17 protein-coding genes and 1 tRNA gene are annotated in these 19,249 nt (G+C 62.9%); 6 read left to right on the forward strand and 12 right to left on the reverse strand.

Annotated features, from left to right (window positions below; all coding sequences use genetic code 11):
* The first annotated feature begins 199 nt into the window (after positions 1-199).
* A complete protein-coding gene (locus ABVV53_RS05255) occupies positions 200-826 on the forward strand; it encodes a hypothetical protein (protein ID WP_353983322.1) in 627 nt (208 codons plus the stop codon).
* 180 nt (positions 827-1,006) lie between these two features.
* On the opposite strand, the gene ABVV53_RS05260 is transcribed toward ABVV53_RS05255, so the two are convergent.
* Both ABVV53_RS05260 and ABVV53_RS05265 read right to left on the reverse strand, forming a co-directional pair.
* A complete protein-coding gene (locus ABVV53_RS05260) occupies positions 1,007-2,410 on the reverse strand; it encodes a PQQ-dependent sugar dehydrogenase (RefSeq protein WP_419956745.1) in 1,404 nt (467 codons plus the stop codon).
* Positions 2,368-2,796 (reverse strand): DUF2231 domain-containing protein, encoded by a 429-nt coding sequence (locus ABVV53_RS05265; protein WP_353983324.1) that lies wholly within the window; start codon positions 2,794-2,796, stop codon positions 2,368-2,370. The genes ABVV53_RS05260 and ABVV53_RS05265 overlap by 43 nt, the downstream gene beginning before the upstream one ends.
* Before the next feature lie 171 nt (positions 2,797-2,967).
* Here ABVV53_RS05265 and ABVV53_RS05270 point away from each other — a divergent pair, with 171 nt between their 5' ends.
* On the forward strand, positions 2,968-3,735 hold the full coding sequence (locus ABVV53_RS05270) for a DUF2243 domain-containing protein (RefSeq protein WP_353983325.1): 768 nt from the start codon (positions 2,968-2,970) through the stop codon (positions 3,733-3,735).
* Positions 3,736-3,759: 24 nt separating this feature from the next.
* On the opposite strand, the gene ABVV53_RS05275 is transcribed toward ABVV53_RS05270, so the two are convergent.
* Together ABVV53_RS05275 and ABVV53_RS05280 are read right to left on the reverse strand one after the other, a co-directional pair.
* On the reverse strand, positions 3,760-5,055 hold the full coding sequence (locus ABVV53_RS05275; protein ID WP_353983326.1) for an ATP-binding protein: 1,296 nt from the start codon (positions 5,053-5,055) through the stop codon (positions 3,760-3,762).
* A 552-nt stretch (positions 5,056-5,607) separates the two neighbouring features.
* Positions 5,608-7,188 carry an amino acid permease gene (locus tag ABVV53_RS05280; RefSeq protein ID WP_353983327.1) on the reverse strand — a complete coding sequence of 527 codons (1,581 nt, stop codon included), beginning with the start codon at positions 7,186-7,188 and terminating at the stop codon, positions 5,608-5,610.
* Between the two features lie 126 nt (positions 7,189-7,314).
* On the opposite strand from ABVV53_RS05280, the gene panB reads away from it, so the two are divergent.
* Positions 7,315-8,187 carry a 3-methyl-2-oxobutanoate hydroxymethyltransferase gene (gene panB, locus ABVV53_RS05285; RefSeq protein ID WP_353983328.1) on the forward strand — a complete coding sequence of 291 codons (873 nt, stop codon included), beginning with the start codon at positions 7,315-7,317 and terminating at the stop codon, positions 8,185-8,187.
* Between the two features lie 4 nt (positions 8,188-8,191).
* Here the strand turns inward: panB and ABVV53_RS05290 are convergent, their stop codons facing one another.
* From ABVV53_RS05290 to ABVV53_RS05305, 4 genes are read right to left on the reverse strand one after another with little or no spacing between them, the layout of a single operon-like run.
* Complete coding sequence (locus ABVV53_RS05290; protein ID WP_353983329.1) at positions 8,192-10,006, reverse strand: tetratricopeptide repeat protein; 1,815 nt, start codon at positions 10,004-10,006, stop codon at positions 8,192-8,194.
* A complete protein-coding gene (gene prsR, locus ABVV53_RS05295; RefSeq protein ID WP_353983330.1) occupies positions 9,972-11,351 on the reverse strand; it encodes a PEP-CTERM-box response regulator transcription factor in 1,380 nt (459 codons plus the stop codon). The genes ABVV53_RS05290 and prsR overlap by 35 nt, the downstream gene beginning before the upstream one ends.
* On the reverse strand, positions 11,348-13,477 hold the full coding sequence (prsK, locus tag ABVV53_RS05300) for an XrtA/PEP-CTERM system histidine kinase PrsK (RefSeq protein WP_353983331.1): 2,130 nt from the start codon (positions 13,475-13,477) through the stop codon (positions 11,348-11,350). Before prsK ends, prsR begins: the two co-directional genes overlap by 4 nt.
* A complete protein-coding gene (locus ABVV53_RS05305; protein ID WP_353983332.1) occupies positions 13,477-14,862 on the reverse strand; it encodes a TIGR03013 family XrtA/PEP-CTERM system glycosyltransferase in 1,386 nt (461 codons plus the stop codon). The genes prsK and ABVV53_RS05305 overlap by 1 nt, the downstream gene beginning before the upstream one ends.
* A gap of 272 nt (positions 14,863-15,134) precedes the next feature.
* On the opposite strand from ABVV53_RS05305, the gene ABVV53_RS05310 reads away from it, so the two are divergent.
* Complete coding sequence (locus ABVV53_RS05310) at positions 15,135-15,512, forward strand: hypothetical protein (protein WP_353983333.1); 378 nt, start codon at positions 15,135-15,137, stop codon at positions 15,510-15,512.
* 30 nt (positions 15,513-15,542) lie between these two features.
* On the opposite strand, the gene ABVV53_RS05315 is transcribed toward ABVV53_RS05310, so the two are convergent.
* The 4 genes from ABVV53_RS05315 to efp all read right to left on the reverse strand — a co-directional run bounded on the left by ABVV53_RS05315 (position 15,543) and on the right by efp (position 17,546).
* A tRNA-Leu gene (locus ABVV53_RS05315) sits at positions 15,543-15,626 on the reverse strand.
* Between the two features lie 107 nt (positions 15,627-15,733).
* Positions 15,734-16,552, reverse strand: coding sequence for an inositol monophosphatase family protein (locus ABVV53_RS05320; protein ID WP_353983334.1), 819 nt, complete (start codon positions 16,550-16,552; stop codon positions 15,734-15,736).
* 41 nt (positions 16,553-16,593) lie between these two features.
* Positions 16,594-16,983: a hypothetical protein gene (locus ABVV53_RS05325; RefSeq protein WP_353983335.1), complete on the reverse strand. Its 390-nt coding sequence runs from the start codon at positions 16,981-16,983 to the stop codon at positions 16,594-16,596.
* The gene (efp, locus tag ABVV53_RS05330) at positions 16,983-17,546 is read right to left on the reverse strand and encodes an elongation factor P (protein ID WP_353983336.1); all 564 of its coding nucleotides are present in this window, start codon (positions 17,544-17,546) and stop codon (positions 16,983-16,985) included. Before efp ends, ABVV53_RS05325 begins: the two co-directional genes overlap by 1 nt.
* A gap of 148 nt (positions 17,547-17,694) precedes the next feature.
* Between efp and ABVV53_RS05335 the strand changes: the two genes are divergently transcribed.
* Both ABVV53_RS05335 and ABVV53_RS05340 read left to right on the forward strand, forming a co-directional pair.
* A complete protein-coding gene (locus tag ABVV53_RS05335; RefSeq protein WP_353983337.1) occupies positions 17,695-18,024 on the forward strand; it encodes a hypothetical protein in 330 nt (109 codons plus the stop codon).
* A 165-nt stretch (positions 18,025-18,189) separates the two neighbouring features.
* Complete coding sequence (locus ABVV53_RS05340; RefSeq protein ID WP_353983338.1) at positions 18,190-19,236, forward strand: ABC transporter substrate-binding protein; 1,047 nt, start codon at positions 18,190-18,192, stop codon at positions 19,234-19,236.
* Positions 19,237-19,249 lie beyond the last annotated feature (13 nt).

Genomic DNA, 19,249 nt, shown 5'->3' on the forward strand with positions numbered 1-19,249 from the left:
GTTGCCCTAAATTGAGCAAGCGGGAATGGGAAACGTGTTGGTAGCTCGCGTGCGCCGACGTAGGTTCGACCGACGGATACTCGGTATCAAAAGGATCACCGCGAGCGCCGGCAAGACCGGGTTTTACCTACCGGCGGAACGGGTGGGAGCGTTTCGCGTTTATCGAACCAAAGTTTCCATGCTCGATTAGGAGAATGCAATGAAGAAGCCACTCGTAGCCGCCGCACTGGCGGCTGTCGCTCTGTCGCCGCTTGCTGCTCACGCGCAAGCAACGACCGCACCTACGTCCGCTGCGGCTACAAAGCCGGCAGTAGGCGCGAAGGTCTACGGTCCGCAGGGCGCAGAAGTTGGCACGGTTGAAAAGGTGGATCCCGCAAACGTCGTGGTAAATACGGGTACCAAGCGCGCCACGCTGCCGCTGGCGGCATTCGGCAACAACGACAAGGGTCTGCTGATCAGCATGAGCCGCGATCAGCTCAACGCCGCCGTAGCGGCGGCTGAGGCTCAGACCTCGTCGGCATTGCAGGCTGCTCTGGTGGTGGACGCAGCGGTCAAGAGCAAAGATGGCGCTATGATCGGAACGGTGCAGAAGATCGACGGCGACAACATCACCATCGCTCTCGCCGACGGCAACCCCGTCACCGTCACCAAGCAGTACCTCATGATGGCGCCCACAGGTGGCCTGGCGCTGACGATGAACGCGGCAGAGTTCAAATCCGCCGTCGCGGCCGCAACGCAGAGTGGCGCGACCGCTCCCGCAGGCGCCGATGCTCAAGCGAATACGAACGCGCAGGCAGCGGCGACGGAAGAGCCGGCCGCCGACTGATCGGCCTGAGTTTTCAACAGACGGGTTGGGCCGGAGCGACACGTTCGCTCCGGCCCCTTTCGTATATGTGAGAGCCAATTCAGCTCAACGAGTTCCGTTCTATCGAGCTGCCACTTTCCTGCGGCCCTCAGACTGCCCTCACCGCTGCATCGATGATTTCGCAGCACGGCCCGTGCCGCGTCAGGGCGTAGCGCTCCCAGCAGATTCCGCAGTGCCCCGCGTCACAGCGGTTGGCGATACCGCAGCGGGACCTTGCCGCTCTGGCGTTACGCGCCAGACGACGTTTGCCAAGTCGTCGGCAACGATGAGTGCGCCCCGAGGATCAACCGTCACGCCCACCGGGCGCCCCCGCGTTTTGCCATCCGAGCCGCGAAATCCGGTCACGAAGTCCACGGGTGCGCCTGCAGGTTGCCCGCCACGGAAGGGCACGAACACAACCTTGTAGCCGGAAGGTTTGCTGCGATTCCAGCTACCGTGCTCACCAACGAAGGCCCCTTGCGTGAAAGCACTGCCCATCGCAGGCGTGGAGAACGATAACCCGAGGGTAGCCACATGCGATCCCAGAGCATAGTCGGGCTCTATAGCGGCAGCGACTTTCTGTGGGTTCTGCGGGCGCACGCGCGGATCGACGTTTTGCCCCCAGTAGCTGTAGGGCCATCCGTAGAAGCCGCCTTCACGCACCGAGGTCAGATAGTCCGGCACAAGGTTGGGCCCGAGCTCATCGCGCTCGTTCACGACAGCCCATAGCTTGCCCGAGCCGGGCTGCACCGCGAGTGCCGTCGGGTTGCGCAACCCGGTTGCGAACGGTCGGTGAGCACCCGTCGTCGCATCCACTTCCCAGATCATTGCCCGGTTGGCCTCGGCCGTCATGCCTCGTTCGGTGATGTTGCTGTTGGAGCCAATGCCAACGTACAAAAAGCGCCCGTCAGGGCTCGCCGCCAGAGCCTTGGTCCAGTGGTGATTGATCTCGGACGGCAGGTCGGTGATCTTGACGGGAGGGCCGGACGCTTGCGTTTGACCTATGCGGTATGGAAACATCACCAAGGCATCCTGGTTCGCGACGTACAAGCGATCATTCACAAGTGCGAGGCCGTAGGGTGCGTTGAGGCCATCGGCGAAGACTGTTTGGCCCTCGTACTTCCCGTCGCCATCGCTGTCGCGAAGCAGCGTCAAACGATCGCCGCTCTCCACCGAAGTCGTTCCCTTGGCCTTGATGAAGCCGGCGATGATATCCTTGGGCCGAAGTGCCGGAGCGCTGCCCCCTCGCCCTTCAGCCACCAGAATGTCGCCATTGGGAAGCACCAGCGTCTGGCGCGGAATACCAAGCCCGGTCGCAATGGCGGTGACATTGTAGCCTGGGGGCACTGTCGGCCGCTCGTTCCCCCAAGGTGTGGGCTCCGCGATGTTCATGGAGGGAAGAAGGCCGCGCTCCTGCTCGGGAAGGCTTGGGTTTGCACCCTGCTGGACCGGATCCACATCATTGCCGCCGCAACCTGCCAGCAGCGCCAGCGAGCCGGGGATTATCAAAAGACCGCGAGTCTTCACCGCGTTACTCCCGTACGAAGCGTGGAAAAACCCGCCCATGTGGCTGCGACCGCGAGCACCGATACGATGACGGACAGGATCAAACCCTCCGGCATGGTGCCCCAGGCGTCACGCGCGTGAACGAAGGCGTTGATGAGCCCCAGTACAAAGACGGCCAGCAACAACAGGAAGGTGACCAGAACCGTTCCCTTCCGCCTATGTGCACGCAGCAGCGAGACAAAACTCCACAGCAGCGCAAGGCCGGTGAACACCATGGCGCCAACCAGGAGCCAGGAAGCGAAGTTGCTCCACTGGATGTGGTACGTCGAAGTGTAGGCGTAATCGCTCAGAAGCGTTCCCAGGAATAGCGGAACGCTCGAAGCGAGAAATACCGCGTGCAGCGGGTGAATCGCTCGCCTCGTTCTCGGCTCATGGACAATAGCCAAGGAGTCTCCCCTCTCATGCTTGCGCGAATGTAAATGTAAAGGCCGGCCGGCGATCGGTGCGACCACGTAAACGCGGCAGATGCTGGCGGAACGTCGGCCAAGCACCATGGTTCCGTCTGGGAACAGCCGGCAAGGTGCATCGTTGCTCCTGTACCGCTGGAGGGAAGCGCCATGTCCACAGCCGAGCAAGGCTACCGCCGCCTCAGCCGTTCAGGCTATCTGTTGGGTTTTGGTGTTGGCGGCTTCTTCGATGGAATCCTTCTTCACCAGATTCTGCAATGGCATCACCTTCTCAGCCTGGTCGATGGCGTGGGTGACATTCGCAACCAGGTTCTGTTCGATGGCCTGTTTCACGCGCTGATGTACGTGATCGCCGGCTATGGATTGACCATGCTCATACGCAGCCGACACAGCTTGGGCCGTCCCGCGGTCGGCAGGCTCATCCTTGGGAATGGCCTCATCGGATTCGGCTCCTGGCACGTGGTGGACAGCGTTCTCTCCCACTGGCTCTTGGGCATTCACCGCATCAGGTTGGACAGCCCCAATCCGCTTTTCTGGGACGCCCTCTGGTTTGCTCTGTTCGGCGTCCTGCCGATCGTTCTCGGCGCTCTGATAAAGCGGAGACGCAGCAGCGGGACGGGCGGCGGCCCGGCTGCTGCCGTCGCGATGACAACCCTGGCCCTCGTTGGAGGGGTGTGGGCGGCGCGTTCGGCAACGGATGCGCGCACCGCGATTGCAGTTTTCCGGCCCGAGATGTCTGACGGGCAGATCTTCAACGCGGTCGGAACATCCGGCGGTCGGGTCCTGTGGGCCTCACGAGGAGTCTGGGCCATCGAGTGGCAGAAGCCAGAGCGCGCAAGCGGCTTGTATGGACACGGCGCGCTTCTGGTCAGCAATTCGTACCTGGCCGCTGGTTGCCTTGCCTGGGCCAGCGTCTGATCGTTCTTGCTTACGGTAGCAGTATCAATGCGCCCGCGGGACCTGCACCCGCACAAGCAGCCCCCGCTCTGCCCCTTGCGAGAGGTGCAGTGCTCCGCCGAAGCGGGTCAGCAGGCGGTGAGCTGTAGGAATGCCGAGGCCGAAACCGTTGGTGGTACGGCCTCTCGCTTCATCCAACCGGAAGAACGGTGTGAGCACGTCGCCGAAGTGCTCATGAGGAATACCTGGCCCATCATCCTCGATCTCGATGATCCAATCGCCCTCCTCGCGCTGTATCCGCACGTCCAGACGCTCGCCGTAGAGAGCCGCATTCTCGATCAGCGGTTGAAGTGAGAGAACGAGGGGCTCGCGATATGTCTCCACCAAGGGGTCCCCCTCGCTTGTAAGCTGCACACGCGAACCGAGATGCTCTGTCATTTCCTGCAGCGTTGCCAGAAGGTCGACCGGCTCGGGCAGGGATTGCAAATGCTGCGCTCGCAGGAACTGCTGCAGTGATCGAAGCATGGCATCCATCTCGTCCACGCTTTCAAGAAGTAACTGGCTCAGCTCTTCATCGGACAGCAGCTCGGCCAGCACCTTCTGCCGTGACAAGGGCGTACGCAAGTCGTGGCTTATAGCCTCGAATGACTTCGCCTGATCCTCAAGCAACCCGGCAATGCGATCTTGCATTTCGTTCATGGCGTGCGCAAGGTTGCGCAAGTCGGTTGGCCCCTCCTCGCGGATGCTAACCCGCTGGCCCTGCCCTATGGCCTTGGCAGCTTCCGACATGCGCCGCAGCGGGCGTGTGAGCGCGCGGATCGCGAGCAGCCCGCCGATGAGGCACACAATGGCAGTGACGGCCGTCATCCATGCAGCGCGCAAGGCGATTGGCCACATAGAGGAGATATCCCGCGACTCGAAGTTGAGCCAGCGGCCGCCGGCAAGCGGCATTGACCCCACGAGGTCGCGCCGGCCCGCAAAGCTCCGTCGTATTGCGAGGTGCAGGGGTTTACCCGCCAGCGTGGGCTCCCATCGCACAATCTGCCGGCTCATCGCTTGCAACACCTCGGATGGCATCGAGCGAGGAACGAGCGGTTCACGCGAGATCGTGACATGGAGGTGGCGCGACGTCATGACCGCAGGTGTAAGGCTGGGACTCAGACGGTGAACTCTGTCGCTGACCACCAGCATCTCAGCGACGCGTCGCGCATGATCCTCACGCAGAGTCTGCTCATCGATCTGACGATAGAACAGGAGGCTGGCAACAAGCTCAACCAGCCCGATCGCGATGAAAAGCAAGGCCGCGTAAGCCGACAGCCGCAGAGGCTTGGTGACCTTCAAAAGACGTATGCTCTCCCGTCGACTGCACACTTGCACATGTCAGCCGTTCATGGGCTCTCATTGGAAGAGCAGAACGTCAATCGTTCCGGTCAACAGCAATGATTTGACATTACGGCGCGACGTCATGACCGCAGGATTGCAGGCGTGCGCCGATCGCGCCCCCCACGATGCCTGCGGTAAGCTTATCGCGCCAGTTCCCTGCCGCCGAGTTCCACCCTGTCCTTACACGGCAACATCTCGAAGGCGGGCTCAAACCCGAGCATCACGTACATTTCCCGCTCTAGGTACGGCGCGGCATCGCCGGCGCGCATGTCGACCCGAGCGCACTCTCCAATTCCAGGAACGTTTGTTCGGAACAGCCCTTTGCGCACGGACCGGATCATGATTCTTGCGTCACCCTGTAATTAGATTTCGCGAGCCTCTGGCCCCGCGGTCTGCCGAGAGCAAGACCGCAGGCACCGTCGTCATACAATAAACACACAGATGACACACTACCGGATTCCCGCGGTCCGGCTCGTGCGATCATCTGTGCAGACCGCTCCATCGGACGCCTCAGTCGATGCTAGCGCCCGGCATGGGCGGAACGGCAGAGTGCGGAACGTCTGCGTCGTCTTCATGAACCTCGATCCGGCCAAGCCCGACGTGGCTCTTGCGGTGACCGTAGGCGAAGTAGAACACCAGACCCAGCATGCCCCAAACAGGCAGGACCAGCATCGCCTCTGGCGGCAAGTTGAAGTAGAGCAACACGCAACCGATTGCCGCCACGGGCGCGACGATCCAGACGAGCGGAGTGCGGAATGGGCGAACGCGGTGTGGATCTCGCACGCGAAGAATAAGCACCGCCATCGAGACCATGAAGAACGCAAACAGCGTCCCCGAGTTCGAGATGTCGGCAAGCTGACCGACCGGCAGCAGCGCCGCCGCGATCGCGACGAAAACACCCGTGATCAGCGTCACGATGTGCGGTGTCTTCCACTTCGGGTGCACCGTTGCAAGCTTCTCCGGCAGCAGACCGTCGCGAGCCATGACGAAAAAGATACGCGTCTGCCCGTAGAGCATCATCAAGATGACCGAAGGTAGGGCCAGATTGGCGGCCAGACCGATGAGATCGCCCGCCCAAGTGTAATTGATCGCCCGCAGCACATGCGCCAGTGCCTCGTTCGAACAGACCAGCGGGACGTCCCCCTGCTGAGCCAGCCCGGCGCATTCCGTGGCGAACTGCGGGGAACCAGGCTGCACGCCAAGCGAGGTCGGCTGTGCGCCGACCGCACCGATCGCTCCTGCGGCAACGAGGAGATAGAACACCGTACAGATCGCGAGACTTCCGATCAGGCCGATCGGTACGTTGCGCTGCGGGTTCTTGGTCTCCTCGGCAGCAGTGGAGACCGCATCGAAACCGACATAGGCGAAGAAGATCGAAGCGGCGGCACCTACGACGCCGAGGCCGGTGGTTCCGGCCGGCCCGAACCAGCCGTTCGGAGTGAACGGAGCGAAGTGCTCGCCCCTGATAGCCGGCACCGTCAGGATCACGAACATCGTCAGCGCTGCGACTTTGATCGCTACCAGTACGGCGTTGAACGTGGCGCTTTCCTTCGTGCCGCGCATAAGCAGCAAAGTCACCGCGAGCGCGACCACGATGGCGGGCACGTTGATGACGCCGGTGCTGAAATCGATACCGTTCATCGACCAGCTCGGCCCTGCCGACAGGGCGGCTGGTAACTCGAACCCGGTCAAACTTCGCAAGAGCCCCATGAAGTAGCCAGACCAGCCCACCGACACCGCCGACGCAGCTACCGCGTACTCGAGGATAAGCGCCCACCCGACCATCCAGGCGAGCACTTCGCCGACAACCGCGTAAGTGTAGGTGTAAGCCGATCCCGAGACCGGAACCATCGATGCAAGCTCTGAATAGCAGAGCGCCGCCACCGCGCAGACGAAACCGGCGATGACAAAGCTCCACATCATGCCTGGCCCGGCCTTCTGCGCCGCGGCTGCGGTCAGAACGAAGATGCCGGTGCCGATGATGGCGCCAACACCCAGAAGGGTGAGCTGCACCGGGCCAAGCGAACGATGAAGAGATTTTTTTTCCGCTGTCGCCAAAATGGCATCAAGCGGCTTTACGCGACCGAACATGCGGGAACCCCCGGTTAAAAACGCATGGATGGCGGGACGCTAGCGGCAAGCAGTCGCTTGGCAAGGGCAATCGCGCGGCATTCGCTGGCTTTGCGTCATTTCCGCAACAGCGCTAGAAGTCGTCGCATGTCCACAACCTTTCAACTCGACACCGCGACCAGTCGCGCAAATCCCACGCCGCAGCCGATGAAGCGCCTCACCGTCCCTGCCATTCAGCGGCGGAAAATGGGAGGCAAGACAGCTGACCCTCTGGTGATGCTGACCGCTTACACCGCGCGACAGGCGCAACTCCTCGACCCCCACTGCGACCTGCTGCTGGTTGGAGACTCGCTGGGGCAGGTGATCTATGGCCTGCCATCCACCCTGCCCGTCACGCTCGAAATGATGATTGCCCATGGCGCCGCAGTTGTGCGCGGCAGCTACCATTCGGTCGTCGTCGTGGACATGCCCTTCGGTTCATACGAGGCGAGCCCCCAAACCGCCTTCGCCGCTGCCAGCCGCATCATGGCAGAGACAGGCGCCGCGGCCGTGAAGCTGGAGGGTGGACATGCGATGGCCGAAACCATCGCGTTCCTGGCCCAGCGCGGCATTCCGGTGATGGCGCACGTGGGTCTCACGCCGCAGGCGGTCAACGCGCTCGGCGGCTATGCGGCACGCGGGCGCAGCCAGGAAGAGCACGCCAAGATCATCGCGGATGGGCAAGCTGTTCAAGCCGCCGGGGCCTTCGCGGTGGTGATCGAAGGAGTGATCGAGCCCATCGCGATAGCCCTCACCAACACCCTTGAGATCCCCACCATTGGCATCGGCGCGTCGGCACAGTGCGACGGTCAGGTACTTGTCACCGAAGATATGCTCGGCATGTTTGAGCGAGTGCCGCGGTTCGTGAAAAAGTACGGCGATGTTGCTGGCATGATCGGCGACACCGCAGCTCAGTACGCGCGGGAAGTACGCGAGCGCAGCTTCCCGGGGCCGGAGCAGACTTACCAGCCGAAAGCCTGAAGGTTCAGCTTTGGAAGCTGCGATCCATACGCCTGCGGGCTTCTGCCAGAAGAGCAGTGTCGCCCAGCATCTGCCTCGCCTTGTCCAGCAGAGCGGCGGCGTCCGCCCGTCGGCTTTCGCGTGTCGCGTAGCTGAGCCCCAGTGCCTGCGCCGCGACCCCGCTGGCGCGCTGTAGCCGGTACGCTTGCTCGGCGGAGCGAACGGCCTGCTCCGCTGCGCCGGATTGCAGTTGTACGAGTGCCAGGTCGGTGAGCAATTGGACATCTCGATCGCCGCCCGTGCGCGCGAGATAATGCAGTATCGCCTCTGCCCGCCGTAGATCGCCTGCAGCCAGCGCGGCCCCCGCTTCAAGGCGAAGCGCGATGCGGCTGCGTGGGTGTTGACCGAGGTACGCGCGCACCATTCGCGCAGCGCTTGCGGCGTCTCCAGCGCCAACGTATGCCTGCACCCGTCGCACAAGCAGGTTCTCTGACATGCGAATGCTGCCCGCCGCAGCGTAAAGCTGCTGCGCCGCCTCGGGGTGACCGAGCGCGAGTTGCACGTCACCGGCTAATGATTGGGCCTCGTAGGAGCCCGGCCGGGACAGCAGGTCGCGTTCGGCAGCTGCGAGGGCGTCCTGTGAGCGGCCCTGCGCCATCAGAGCACCCACCACGCTACCTCCCGGCAAAATCCGAAAGCTGGCGCGTTGACGAGCTGCTGCGCGGTCCAGCAGTTCTCCCGCCCGTGTTCGATTTCCAAGCGCCTCGTGCCCGCGCGCAACAAGGGTCAGGAGATACGGCGAGGCGTCCTCTCGAGTGATCTCGTCTCGGAACCGGAGAGTGAGATAGCGGTATTGCCCTGAAAGGAAGATCGCGCGCGCAAGCACCTGCTGCGCGCGCGCATTGCCAGGCTGAAGGCCGAGCAACCGCTCGCTAAGCTCCGCCCCTGCTTGCGGGTTCCCAGCCGCCAGTTCGAGTACGCTTTCCAGTAGCAGGGCACCCGGAGTGTCGTCGAGCTTACCGCCCGTACGCGCCAGCAGTCCACGAGCCAGCTCATACTTTCCCGCTCGTGCCGCGAGAACCGCCTGCAGGTAAAAGGCACGCGGATTGCTGCCATCGACCTTTAGGATGCGCCGAGTGGCAGCAAGCATATCGGTTGCTCTGCCAAGCTCACCCAGAGTGGCGGCATACTGGATAAGAAGCGGCACATCATCAGGTGCTTGCTTCAGCCCGGCTTCGAACCACGGCAAGCTTGCCAGCAGACCAACCCGATCACGCACGAGCTCGCCGCTAAATTCCAGAGCACGAACATTGCGGGGATCGAGCGCAAGGGCATGGTTGGCCGCCTCAATTGCCAACAGATGCTCACCGCCGCGGTACCGCAGCCTGCCGATCTCAACCCACAGTACAGCATCGTTGGGGGTGATAGCCAGTGCCCGGTCATATGCCGCGCCGGCTGCCGGCAGATTGCCGTCTATCTGCTCCAGCCGCGCCAAGAGCCGGAAACCTTCCGCGGCACTTTCCGATGAGAATGCTCCCGGGCCGAGCCAGTGGCGCGCTCGCGCAAAGTCCTCCTGACGCAAGTAGGCGGCGCCAAGCCAAGCCGCGACGCTCTCCTTCGGCAGCCCTTGATCGAGAGCGGCGCGCAACTTCACCTCGGCATCGATGCCGTCGCCGCGAGCCAGCGCCTGGCGCCCCGCCGCAAAAAGCGTTGCGCCTGTTTCCTCCTGCGCACGACCGGCGAAGGACGTCAGCGCCAGCGCGGCAAACGCGACGAGCGGACGGAACCCCGCTCCCCACGCTCGCTTAGCTCTGGAGGTCGTACTGCTTGAGCAGGTCATAAAGCGTCGGGCGACTGATCCCGAGCATCTTCGCGGTGGAAGAGATGTTGCCCTCGCTGCGCGCCAGCGCGTGGCGGATGACCTTGCGATCGGCCTGCTCGCGCGCGCCCTTGAGGTTCAGCGCGTTCGAAGCATTTTCACCCGGCGCTGCCAAATCGAGGTCGGCGGCATGTACCAGCTTCTCGTCGGCCATGATAACCGCACGCTTCACGCGATTTTCCAGCTCTCGCACATTGCCCGGCCAGCTCCAGCCATCGATGGCAGCGAGCGCATCGACCGCAAAGCCGCGCACACTCGGGTTCATGTCCTTGGCAAAGCGGTGCAGGAAAGATTTGGCCAACAGCGTTGCGTCACCCGGTCGTTCGGCCAAACGGGGGATGCGCACCACGATCTCGGCCAAACGATAGTAGAGATCCTCGCGAAACCGCCCCTCGGCGATCATCGCCTCAAGGTTCTGGTGCGTGGCGCAGACGATCCGGGTATCCACGGCGATGGAGGTGCGCGAGCCGATCCGCTCGACCACGCGCTCCTGCAGGAAGCGCAGGAGCTTCACCTGCAGTTGCAGCGGGATGTCGCCGACTTCGTCGAGAAAAAGAGTGCCGCCCGCCGCCTGCTCGATCTTACCCTGAGTGGTTTTCACCGCCCCTGTGAAGGCACCGCGTTCGTGGCCGAACAGCACGCTCTCAAGAAGGTTTTCAGGAATCGCAGCGCAATTGATCGCGACGAATGCGCCCCCTGCCCTGTCACTCGCATCGTGCAAGCCCCGCGCCAGCAGTTCCTTGCCGGTGCCGCTCGCACCCAGCAACATGACGGATACGTTGGTGTTGGCGACCCGCTCAATCGTGCGCGCGACCTTCACCATTTCAGGCGCCGCAGTGATCAGGCGGCCCAGAACCTTTTCGCCGCTCTCCACTTTGGCGGCGAGCCTGCGGTTCTCCTGCTCGAGCCTGTGCAGCTCCAGCGCCCGACGCACAATGAGTCCGAGCGCATCGATGTTCACCGGCTTCTGATAGAAGTCGTAAGCCCCGCGCGCGATGGCCTGAAGAGCGCTTTCGCGTGCGCCGTGGCCCGAGGCGACGATGACCTTGGTGTCCGGCTTGATCGCCATGATCTCGTCTAGCACGGCGAACCCTTCGCTTACTCCATCCGGATCTGGTGGAAGGCCCAGGTCAAGCGTCACAACATCCGGTGTCTCGGCACGCAGAAGCGCGAGAGCGGACGCGCGATCGCCCGCGACGAACACCTCGAAGTCCCCATAGGACCATTTGAGCTGAGCCTGCAGCCCGGCGTCGTCCTCGACCACGAGGAGCTTCGGAAGCGACGGACTCTTGGTGTCTTTACTCATGCCGCCTTCTCACTCCTGAGCGTCGGCTCGAAACCGGCGTCGTCGTACGTGGTATCTGCCACTGCGAGCGGGAGGCGCACCACAAAGCGGGTGCCAAGGTCCTCTCGAGAGTCGACGTCCAACCGCCCTCGCATGGCGCGGACCAGTTCACGCGCCTCGAAAGCACCGATGCCGAAACCTCCGTTTTTCGTCGAAACGAAAGGCTTGAACAGGCGAGTGCGAACGAACTCCGGCGACATCCCGGACCCTGAATCCGCCACATCGAACCGAGCCTGCCGCCCTTCGGCTACCAGAGACACGAGCACAGGGCTGCCCGGCGCACTAGCGTCGAGAGCATTCTGAACCAGGTGTACCAGCACCTGCTCCAGTGAGTGCCAGTTGGCCGTCGCACGCAAAGGTTCACATTCGGCAAGCAGGACCTGCCCTGTCGCGGCGAAGCGCCCGACAACGGCCCGCGCGACCTCGTCCACAGCGACCTCGTCCAGTTTATCGACGCCCCCGCTGCCATAGCGAGATAGCCTGGTCGTCAGCGCGTTCAGTTTCTCGGACGAGTTGCGTAGGGTCACGAGCATGTCGTCGCGGAAGGCCTTTTTCTCCGCGTGAAGCTCCGCATTGCGGGCGAGCAGACTGAACTGGCTGGCCAGATTCTTGATATCGTGCATCACGAAGGCGATCCGGCGATTGAACTCGTCAAAGCGAGACGATTCCGCCAATGCCTCTTGGGTGGCGTTTTCCGCTAAATAACTGGCGAGCTGCTGGCCGATCACACGCAGCAAATCGAAGTCTTCCCAGTCGAGCTTACGTGGCAGCGGGGGCCGCGCCAGCACCGCTGCGCCGACCAATCGATCATAGTGAATGAGCGGCACCACGGCCCAAGCGCGCGAATCCTCCAGCAGCCATTTCGGCACATCCACGCCACCCGGCAGGCTGCCGGAGCCCGCGCGTATCCCGTCAAGCTCCACTATGAAGTTCTCGCGTTCGATGAACAATGCGAAACTCGGGTCAAGCGTGGCTGCTCCTGTGGCGCTTGGCCAATTCCACCTGGCAGCGAGCGCCGGGCCGCTGCTCTCGTCACACACCAGGAGCAGCCCCGCCGGGCTTCCCGTAGTATCGGCGAGTGCTTGCACCACCCGCTCCCCCAGGGGCGGAGCGTCTGGCCCTGTCGCCCCGATCGTACGTGTCAGCCGCAGCCACTCCTCGCGATAGTCGTAGCGGTGCTGAAACAAGTGCTTGACCAAAGTCACCCGCAGCCATCCTCGCATCCGGCGGGACGGCAGGACAAGCAACGCAACCGCGCTCGTCACAGTGAGGAAGGCTAGATTGATCAACCGCGCGAAGTCGCCCCCGAAGTAGGAGAGCCACTGTGCGATCATGACCATGGCGACGAGATATCCGCCAATCAGCAGCAGTGAAAACGTCTGGAACGTGACTGCGCGCGAGGGTCGCAGTCGCAGCGCGTTGCGACCGTGGCTGGCCCCGATCGCAAAAAGGCTCACCAGCACTATCGTCGGCAGACCGCGCAAAGCAGCGATTTCGTGCGGCCACGCCCCGCTCAGATAGGCGATCGTGTAGAAATTCAAGTCAAAGACCCAGACCGCCGCAAGGCCTGCCGCTGGCCAGCGTAGCGCCCGCCGAGCGTCGGGTGGCGCACCGCCGTAGAGATTGTGCACGAGGACGAGCGCGCCAACGGTGACCAGCAGGCGAAGCATCACGCCAACCCCGAACACGGGTCCTTGCAGCGCCAGGGCGGGCTCGATCCGGGCATAGCCAAGATCGAGCCCGAGCAAGAGCAGCTCCACGAATGTGAGCGCGTAGAGCACCGGGCGGATCGGCGCGAGACTTGCGGCCCTGCCATCGCCCACGAACAGCCGGTAAACGACAAGCAGCCAAAGGAGATTGCGGCTCGTCTCCAGCACTGGTCCTGCCACGACAGCCCTAAGCTCTATCGCCTCAGCCACAGACCACACCGCCGTAAGGGCAAGTGCGACGACACTCGCCCCACCGGCGGTGCCCAGCCGACTCGCGCGAGGAAGAAGCCAGATCGCGAGCGTGGCCGCGCCAATGGCTGCCGCCATGTGCAGCAGAAGCGCAACCAGGCTCCACAGATCCGCGGGCGAGCCCTGCATCAGCGAGCGCCTTCGCTCCAGAGCACCACACGCAAAGTCTGCAGAAGGATGAGCAGATCGAGGAAGGGTGTATAGTTCTTGGCGTAGTAGAGATCGTATTCCAGCTTGTGCCGGGAGTCTTCGATCGACGCGCCATAAGGATAATTGATCTGCGCCCATCCGGTGATGCCGGGCTTCACCATGTGCCGCTCGGCGTAATAGGGCAGGTGCTCCTCCAGATCGGACACGAACTCCGGACGCTCCGGACGTGGCCCGACAAAGCTCATTTCGCCTTTAAGCACGCTCCAGGTCTGCGGCAGTTCGTCGATACGAACTTTGCGGATGAAGCGGCCCACGCGGGTGACGCGCGGGTCGTCCTGCGAAGCCCACTGGGCTCCATCGACTTCCGCGTCGGTACGCATCGAGCGCAGCTTGATGACGTTAAAGCTTTGGCCAAACAGACCGACGCGGGTCTGACGAAAGAACGCAGGTCCTGTGCTGTCGAGCTTAACCACAAACGCGAACATCAAGATGATCGGCGCGGTGAGCAGTAACAACAGCGCACTGGCGCCAATGTCGAACAGACGCTTCGCTGCGCTGGAAATCGCGCGTCCCGAAGAAAAGCCGTCGGAAAAGATAAGCCAGCTAGGGCTGACGGTGTCCAGATCGACGCGGCCTGTCTCGCGTTCCAGAAAGCTCGAGAACTCGTTGACGTGCACGCCGGCCGTCTTGATCCGCAACAAGTCTTTCAGTGGCAGGGAGTTGCGCCGCTCTTCCAGTGCCAGCACGACCTCGCTGACGCCGAGGTTCTCCACAAAGCGCGTCAGGTTGTGGATCGCTGCGCGCGCGATGGCTTCCTCGATGACCGGGGCAGCCTCACTCATGCCGATGTAGCCCACGATCACGAATCCGCTTTCCGGCCGCTCGCCCAGGTCGCGCAGACGTTGCGCGCGGTTACCCGCTCCCAGCACGAGCACGCGTCGCCGGAACGCGGAGGTTCCCAGAAAGCCGCCAAGTATAAGTCGGTCGGCGATCAGCAGGCAGAAAGCCAGCGCCATCGAGTACGCCAGCGTCGACCTCCAGAACGTCTCCTTGCCGATGAGGAAATCGAGAAAGGACAAGGCGATCACGCCCAGAGAGATCGCGACGAGCAGGCGCGCGGCAGCGAACCGCATCGACCGCAGCGCATCGCCCCCGTAGACCCCCACGGCGATCATCGCGGTGACGACCATCGTCGCGAAGCCGAAATGCGGCCAGACGCGATCCATCACCGGGCCGACATCTATTCCGATCTGCCCCGCGCGCAGCCGCCAGGAAAGCTCATTGGCTGCGACCAACGCCACCAGGTCGACCAGCCAAAGCAGGACCACCGCATGGGGTATGTAGTGCTTGAACAATCGGATCATGAGGTGCGCCGGGTCCCTGGCTCTTGGTGAGGCCGGAGGCATGCCTAGGCGCAAGGCGTAAAATCTCGGTTACTCCCGCCTGCGCTATGGCTCAAGGCGCTGAACAGAGCTGCGCCTCCCGCTGCAAAGGAGTAGAGAAAGGAGCGTCGCTTATAGCCGGCGACACCTCGCACAAGAGGCAGGTATGTTAACCCCCTTTCTATGCATCGGGGGCTATAGACTGCTGAAGTGAAGGTCTATTCTAGTCAGCCTTTGATGAGATACTCAGCCGCATGAACGGCTACCGTTACTTCGCGATCGGCACGATATTGGTGGCTCTCATGGTCGAGCTGTTTTCGCCAGAGGATCCATCGAGCGGGCCACCGGCAACTGCTTCCACCGCCAACGCGGCCTCTGGCTCTGCCAGCAGTGGAATGCGGATCGAAAACACGCCGGCGCCGGTCATTTCGGCTGATCGACCCTTTCCGTACGCCCCTCCAAGCCAGTCAAACGGCGACGGCTACTATCTCGCAGTCGCCCGGACCGGAATCTATGTAAGCAAGGAGGAGGCCACAGCGCGAGGGCGCGAACCGCGCGTGCCCGCCACGCCTGAGGCGGTGCGGGATATGCTGGAAGAACGACGCAGAAGGGCGGGACCACCCAGCCCCTGACGCGCTGGCGCGTCGGAGAACGTGTGCTGCTGGTGCCCCTGGCCCGACTCGAACGGGCACGTCTTGCGACAATCGATTTTGAGTCGATCGCGTCTACCATTCCGCCACAGGGGCAACCTGCGCGCGCCGTGCTTAGCGGCGCTCTGCCTCCGGTTCAAGCGTGTCGACGCTTCTTCCGACACTCTATTTTGGCGGAGCGACCACGCCGTCCGACCGCGCGCTCAATCCTTGAGGCTGTTCGCGAGCAGTTTGTGCAGGCGGGAGTGAAGCGCGTCGTTGCCGGCCAGGACTTCGGCGTCGCAAATCGGCAGAGAACGGCCACGAAAGTCCGAGACGAAGCCGCCAGCTTCCCGCACCAGCAAACAGCCGGCAGCGCTATCCCAGGGCTTCAGACCCTGTTCCCAGAAACCTTCATAGCGGCCGGCAGCAACCCAGGCGAGATCTAGCGCTGCCGAACCAAAGCGCCGGATGCCGGCTACACTAGGGCCAATCGCCTGATAGATTCGGGTCCACTGGTGCATGTCACCATGACCGGAGAAAGGAATTCCAGTGGCGATCAAGGCCTCGTCGAGGTGGCGTCGTGCAGAGACACGCAAGCGGCGGTCATGGAGCCAGGCGCCCCTGCTCTTTTCTGCCCAGAAGGTCTCATCGGTGACGGGTTGATAGACCATTCCCGCAACGACATCGCCCCAGCCGCTACCATCGAGCCGAGGCTCCTGCACTGCGATGGAGATCGCGAAGTGCGGGATACTGTGCAGAAAGTTGCTGGTGCCGTCCAAGGGGTCGATGATGAACCGCGGCTTGTCGGGGTCCCCTTCGATCTCGCCACCCTCTTCCATCAGGAAGCCCCACTCGGGACGAGCTGCGCGCAGCTCATCCCAGAGCGTGCGCTCTGCCGCCCTGTCGGCCTTGGTAACGAAGTCCGCAGGCCCCTTGCGTGAGACCTGCAAGTGCTCGACTTCGCCGAAATCGCGACGAAGACGCTGGCCGGCCTTGCGGGCCGCCTTCTCCATGACGCGGATGAGACCGGAAAGGGCCATGAGATTCCTTGTACTGCTGGCGCGGCCACATGGCCGCTACGTTATCTGCCGGTTGGCTTGTCGCTGGATGCCGGTGTCGGCGCTTCGGGCTGAAAACCGCAAACCGCGGCCAAGGCCTGCAAAAGCTGATTCGGATCATCCCGACTGACCTTGTCGGGATTGGCCGCAATTAGCTTGTCCATCGACTCCGTGATCGTGCCGAGCGTGTTGTTGTAGAGACAGCCAACAAGAGCGCCCTTTATCCCCTGATCCAGTTTGTCCGCCTGAAGCGCACTGATGAGCACCTTCAGGTAGAGCATCGCGTGCTGCACTTCTGCGGGCGCTTCCTTCTGCCCGGCCGCGGGCCTTGCGGATGCACCCTTAGGAGCGGCGGCATAGGCCGGAGCTGCTATCAACGCAGCACCGGCGCAGAGGATCGGGAGGAGACGCATCAATCAGCCTTTCTGACGTAGGCCTTCTCGTAGACATCGACGACGATCCGCGTACCGCTTTCGATGTGGGGCGGCACCATCACGCGAACACCGTTGTCGAGAACGGCCGGCTTGTAGCTCGAAGACGCCGTCTGGCCCTTTACCACGGCGTCGGCCTCGACGATGGTAGCCTCAACCTGCTCAGGCAACTGCACCGAGATGGGCCGTTCCTCCCACAGCTCAAGCAGAACCTGCATGCCATCCTGCAGGAACGCGGCGGCATCGCCCAGAAGGTCCGCCGGGAGCGTGATCTGCTCGTAGCTCTCGGTATCCATGAACACGAGATCTTCGCCCTCTGCATAGAGGAACTGGAAGTCCTTGGTGTCTAGGCGCACCTTCTCGACGGTATCGGCGCTGCGGAAGCGCACGTTCGTCTTGCGGCCATCGATCAGGTTCTTCATCTCGACCTGCATGAACGCACCGCCCTTGCCAGGCTGCGTGTGCTGGGTCTTGGCGACCTTCCAGATACCTTTTTCGTATTCGAGAATATTGCCGGGGCGAATGTCGACGCCGCTGATCTTCATGGGAAAAGCCTTACGCTGGAAAGAGCCGTGATGTCGGAAAGAAACCGCCTTTAGCGCCTGGCGGTCGCTGTGGCAATTCCCCGGCTCCAGTGCTACCTATACCAGCATGCGACGCGTCCTTCCCGCTGCCTTTGCGGCCCTCGCTTGTATGGCTGCCGCTCCGCCCCCTGCGGTGCCCGGCGGGCTTATCGGCACATTGCCTCTCGGCATCTACACCTGTGAACTCCCGGGCGATGCAGGCGGCCCCATTCGCGTGGCAGCCGACGAGTTCGACTTCACCGTAGTTCATGGCTCAAGCTATCGTTCGGGCGGAGATCGTGGCAGCTACCTGCTCACCGGCGATTTGGTCACGATGACGAGCGGCAAGCTGAACGGCCTGAAGCTTCACCGCATCTCGAGCGGCTTCCTGCGCCGCGTGGAGCCGGACGGCACCGATGGAGCGCTCCGCTGTGTGCTGGGAACGCCCGGGAACGGATAGCCCCATAAGGCAGTTGCCGCGTTCCGGTCTGCGCCAGGACGCCCGACCTGACCTCCTGACGTGAATTTCGACTATGCCCGGGGCGGGGCATGCAGCCATCGCGCAGGTTGATCATTCTGCCGGAGGTGGCCGCGATTGTGCGAGGGTGCCACCGGGAGGACACGGATGGTCTCAACCGCGCGCGTGGGCGTGCTCAACGACATGGCCGATGACGGCCCTGCTCCGGGAGACGTAAGCGACTGGCTTGAACACGAAGTTCAGGCGCTGCAGCGCTGCGGCCGCATCACCGCTTCCGTCGAGTTCGTACACGCTTATGGCCTGGGTCTTCCCTCGGGCACCGCGGAAGCGATCGAGCGCGCCTATCAGGAGCTTGCGGCGCAAGACGTTGCGCTGGTGGTGGGCCCTGCGATCGGAGAAAACGCACTGGTCCTCTCGCCTTTGGTGGAGCGCCTGCGCCTTCCCACTATCAACTGGGCCGGAGCGGAGCGTGCGCGCGGCAAGTACATGTTCCAGCTCCAAGTCGGCAGCCATGAGGATGAGCCGCTGGTGATGGCAAGGTATCTCGCGAGCGTGGGATGCCGTCGACTAGGCGTCGTCTTCGATGTCTCGCCCATCGGCACGCGCCACCTCAAGTTCCTGCAGGAGGAGGCTGCCGTTCTTGGCTTGGACGTGGTCGCAGAGGCCGGGATTTCCCCGCTTGCTGACGCCGCGGAGCAGGAAGTGGCGACTGTACTCGGCGCAAGACCGGATGCCGTGCTCTATCTGGGGCTCGGCATGACAGCACCCGCTGTAGCCAAAGCAGTGACGGCGACCGACTGGGATGGTTGCAAGATCATGAACACGGCCGGGCTGCGCGGCTACTCTGGCGACTTCGCGCGCATCTGTGATGGATGGACCTACATCGACATGCACAGCGACACGAACGCAACCATCAAGGCGCTTTGTGCCGCGAAGAACATCCCGCCGGAGGGCGCACTGGCCGCCGCCAAGGGGCATGACCTGGGGCGACTGGTGGCAGAAGGCATCGCCAGAGCCACCGACCACACCCGCGAAGGACTTCGTGCCGGCCTGGAGCACGTAAAGTGGCTGCCCGCAGCGCTGGGCGAAGAAGGCACGCTTCTAGGTTTCGGTGTCCATGACCGCGGCGCTTTGCACGGTCGCTATCTGGTCTTGCGTCAGTGGCTTGATGGGCGCAGCGTTCCGGTAACCTGAAGCGCTCCGATCG

This window comes from Novosphingobium kalidii (assembly GCF_040534015.1).
Taxonomy (GTDB): domain Bacteria; phylum Pseudomonadota; class Alphaproteobacteria; order Sphingomonadales; family Sphingomonadaceae; genus Novosphingobium; species Novosphingobium kalidii.

Bases quoted from the DNA above. Each gene is read 5' to 3' on its own strand.
- efp (WP_353983336.1), bottom strand. From the start codon at position 17,546: ATGAAGATCAGCGGCGTCGACATTCGCCCCGGCAATATTCTCGAATAC.
- ABVV53_RS05310 (WP_353983333.1), top strand. From the start codon at position 15,135: ATGAACGGCTACCGTTACTTCGCGATCGGCACGATATTGGTGGCTCTC.
- ABVV53_RS05305 (WP_353983332.1), bottom strand. From the start codon at position 14,862: ATGATCCGATTGTTCAAGCACTACATACCCCATGCGGTGGTCCTGCTT.
- ABVV53_RS05290 (WP_353983329.1), bottom strand. From the start codon at position 10,006: ATGACCTGCTCAAGCAGTACGACCTCCAGAGCTAAGCGAGCGTGGGGA.
- prsK (WP_353983331.1), bottom strand. From the start codon at position 13,477: ATGCAGGGCTCGCCCGCGGATCTGTGGAGCCTGGTTGCGCTTCTGCTG.
- prsR (WP_353983330.1), bottom strand. From the start codon at position 11,351: ATGAGTAAAGACACCAAGAGTCCGTCGCTTCCGAAGCTCCTCGTGGTC.
- ABVV53_RS05255 (WP_353983322.1), top strand. From the start codon at position 200: ATGAAGAAGCCACTCGTAGCCGCCGCACTGGCGGCTGTCGCTCTGTCG.
- ABVV53_RS05340 (WP_353983338.1), top strand. From the start codon at position 18,190: ATGGTCTCAACCGCGCGCGTGGGCGTGCTCAACGACATGGCCGATGAC.
- panB (WP_353983328.1), top strand. From the start codon at position 7,315: ATGTCCACAACCTTTCAACTCGACACCGCGACCAGTCGCGCAAATCCC.
- ABVV53_RS05270 (WP_353983325.1), top strand. From the start codon at position 2,968: ATGTCCACAGCCGAGCAAGGCTACCGCCGCCTCAGCCGTTCAGGCTAT.
- ABVV53_RS05280 (WP_353983327.1), bottom strand. From the start codon at position 7,188: ATGTTCGGTCGCGTAAAGCCGCTTGATGCCATTTTGGCGACAGCGGAA.
- ABVV53_RS05335 (WP_353983337.1), top strand. From the start codon at position 17,695: ATGGCTGCCGCTCCGCCCCCTGCGGTGCCCGGCGGGCTTATCGGCACA.
- ABVV53_RS05325 (WP_353983335.1), bottom strand. From the start codon at position 16,983: ATGCGTCTCCTCCCGATCCTCTGCGCCGGTGCTGCGTTGATAGCAGCT.
- ABVV53_RS05260 (WP_419956745.1), bottom strand. From the start codon at position 2,410: ATGGGCGGGTTTTTCCACGCTTCGTACGGGAGTAACGCGGTGAAGACT.
- ABVV53_RS05320 (WP_353983334.1), bottom strand. From the start codon at position 16,552: ATGGCCCTTTCCGGTCTCATCCGCGTCATGGAGAAGGCGGCCCGCAAG.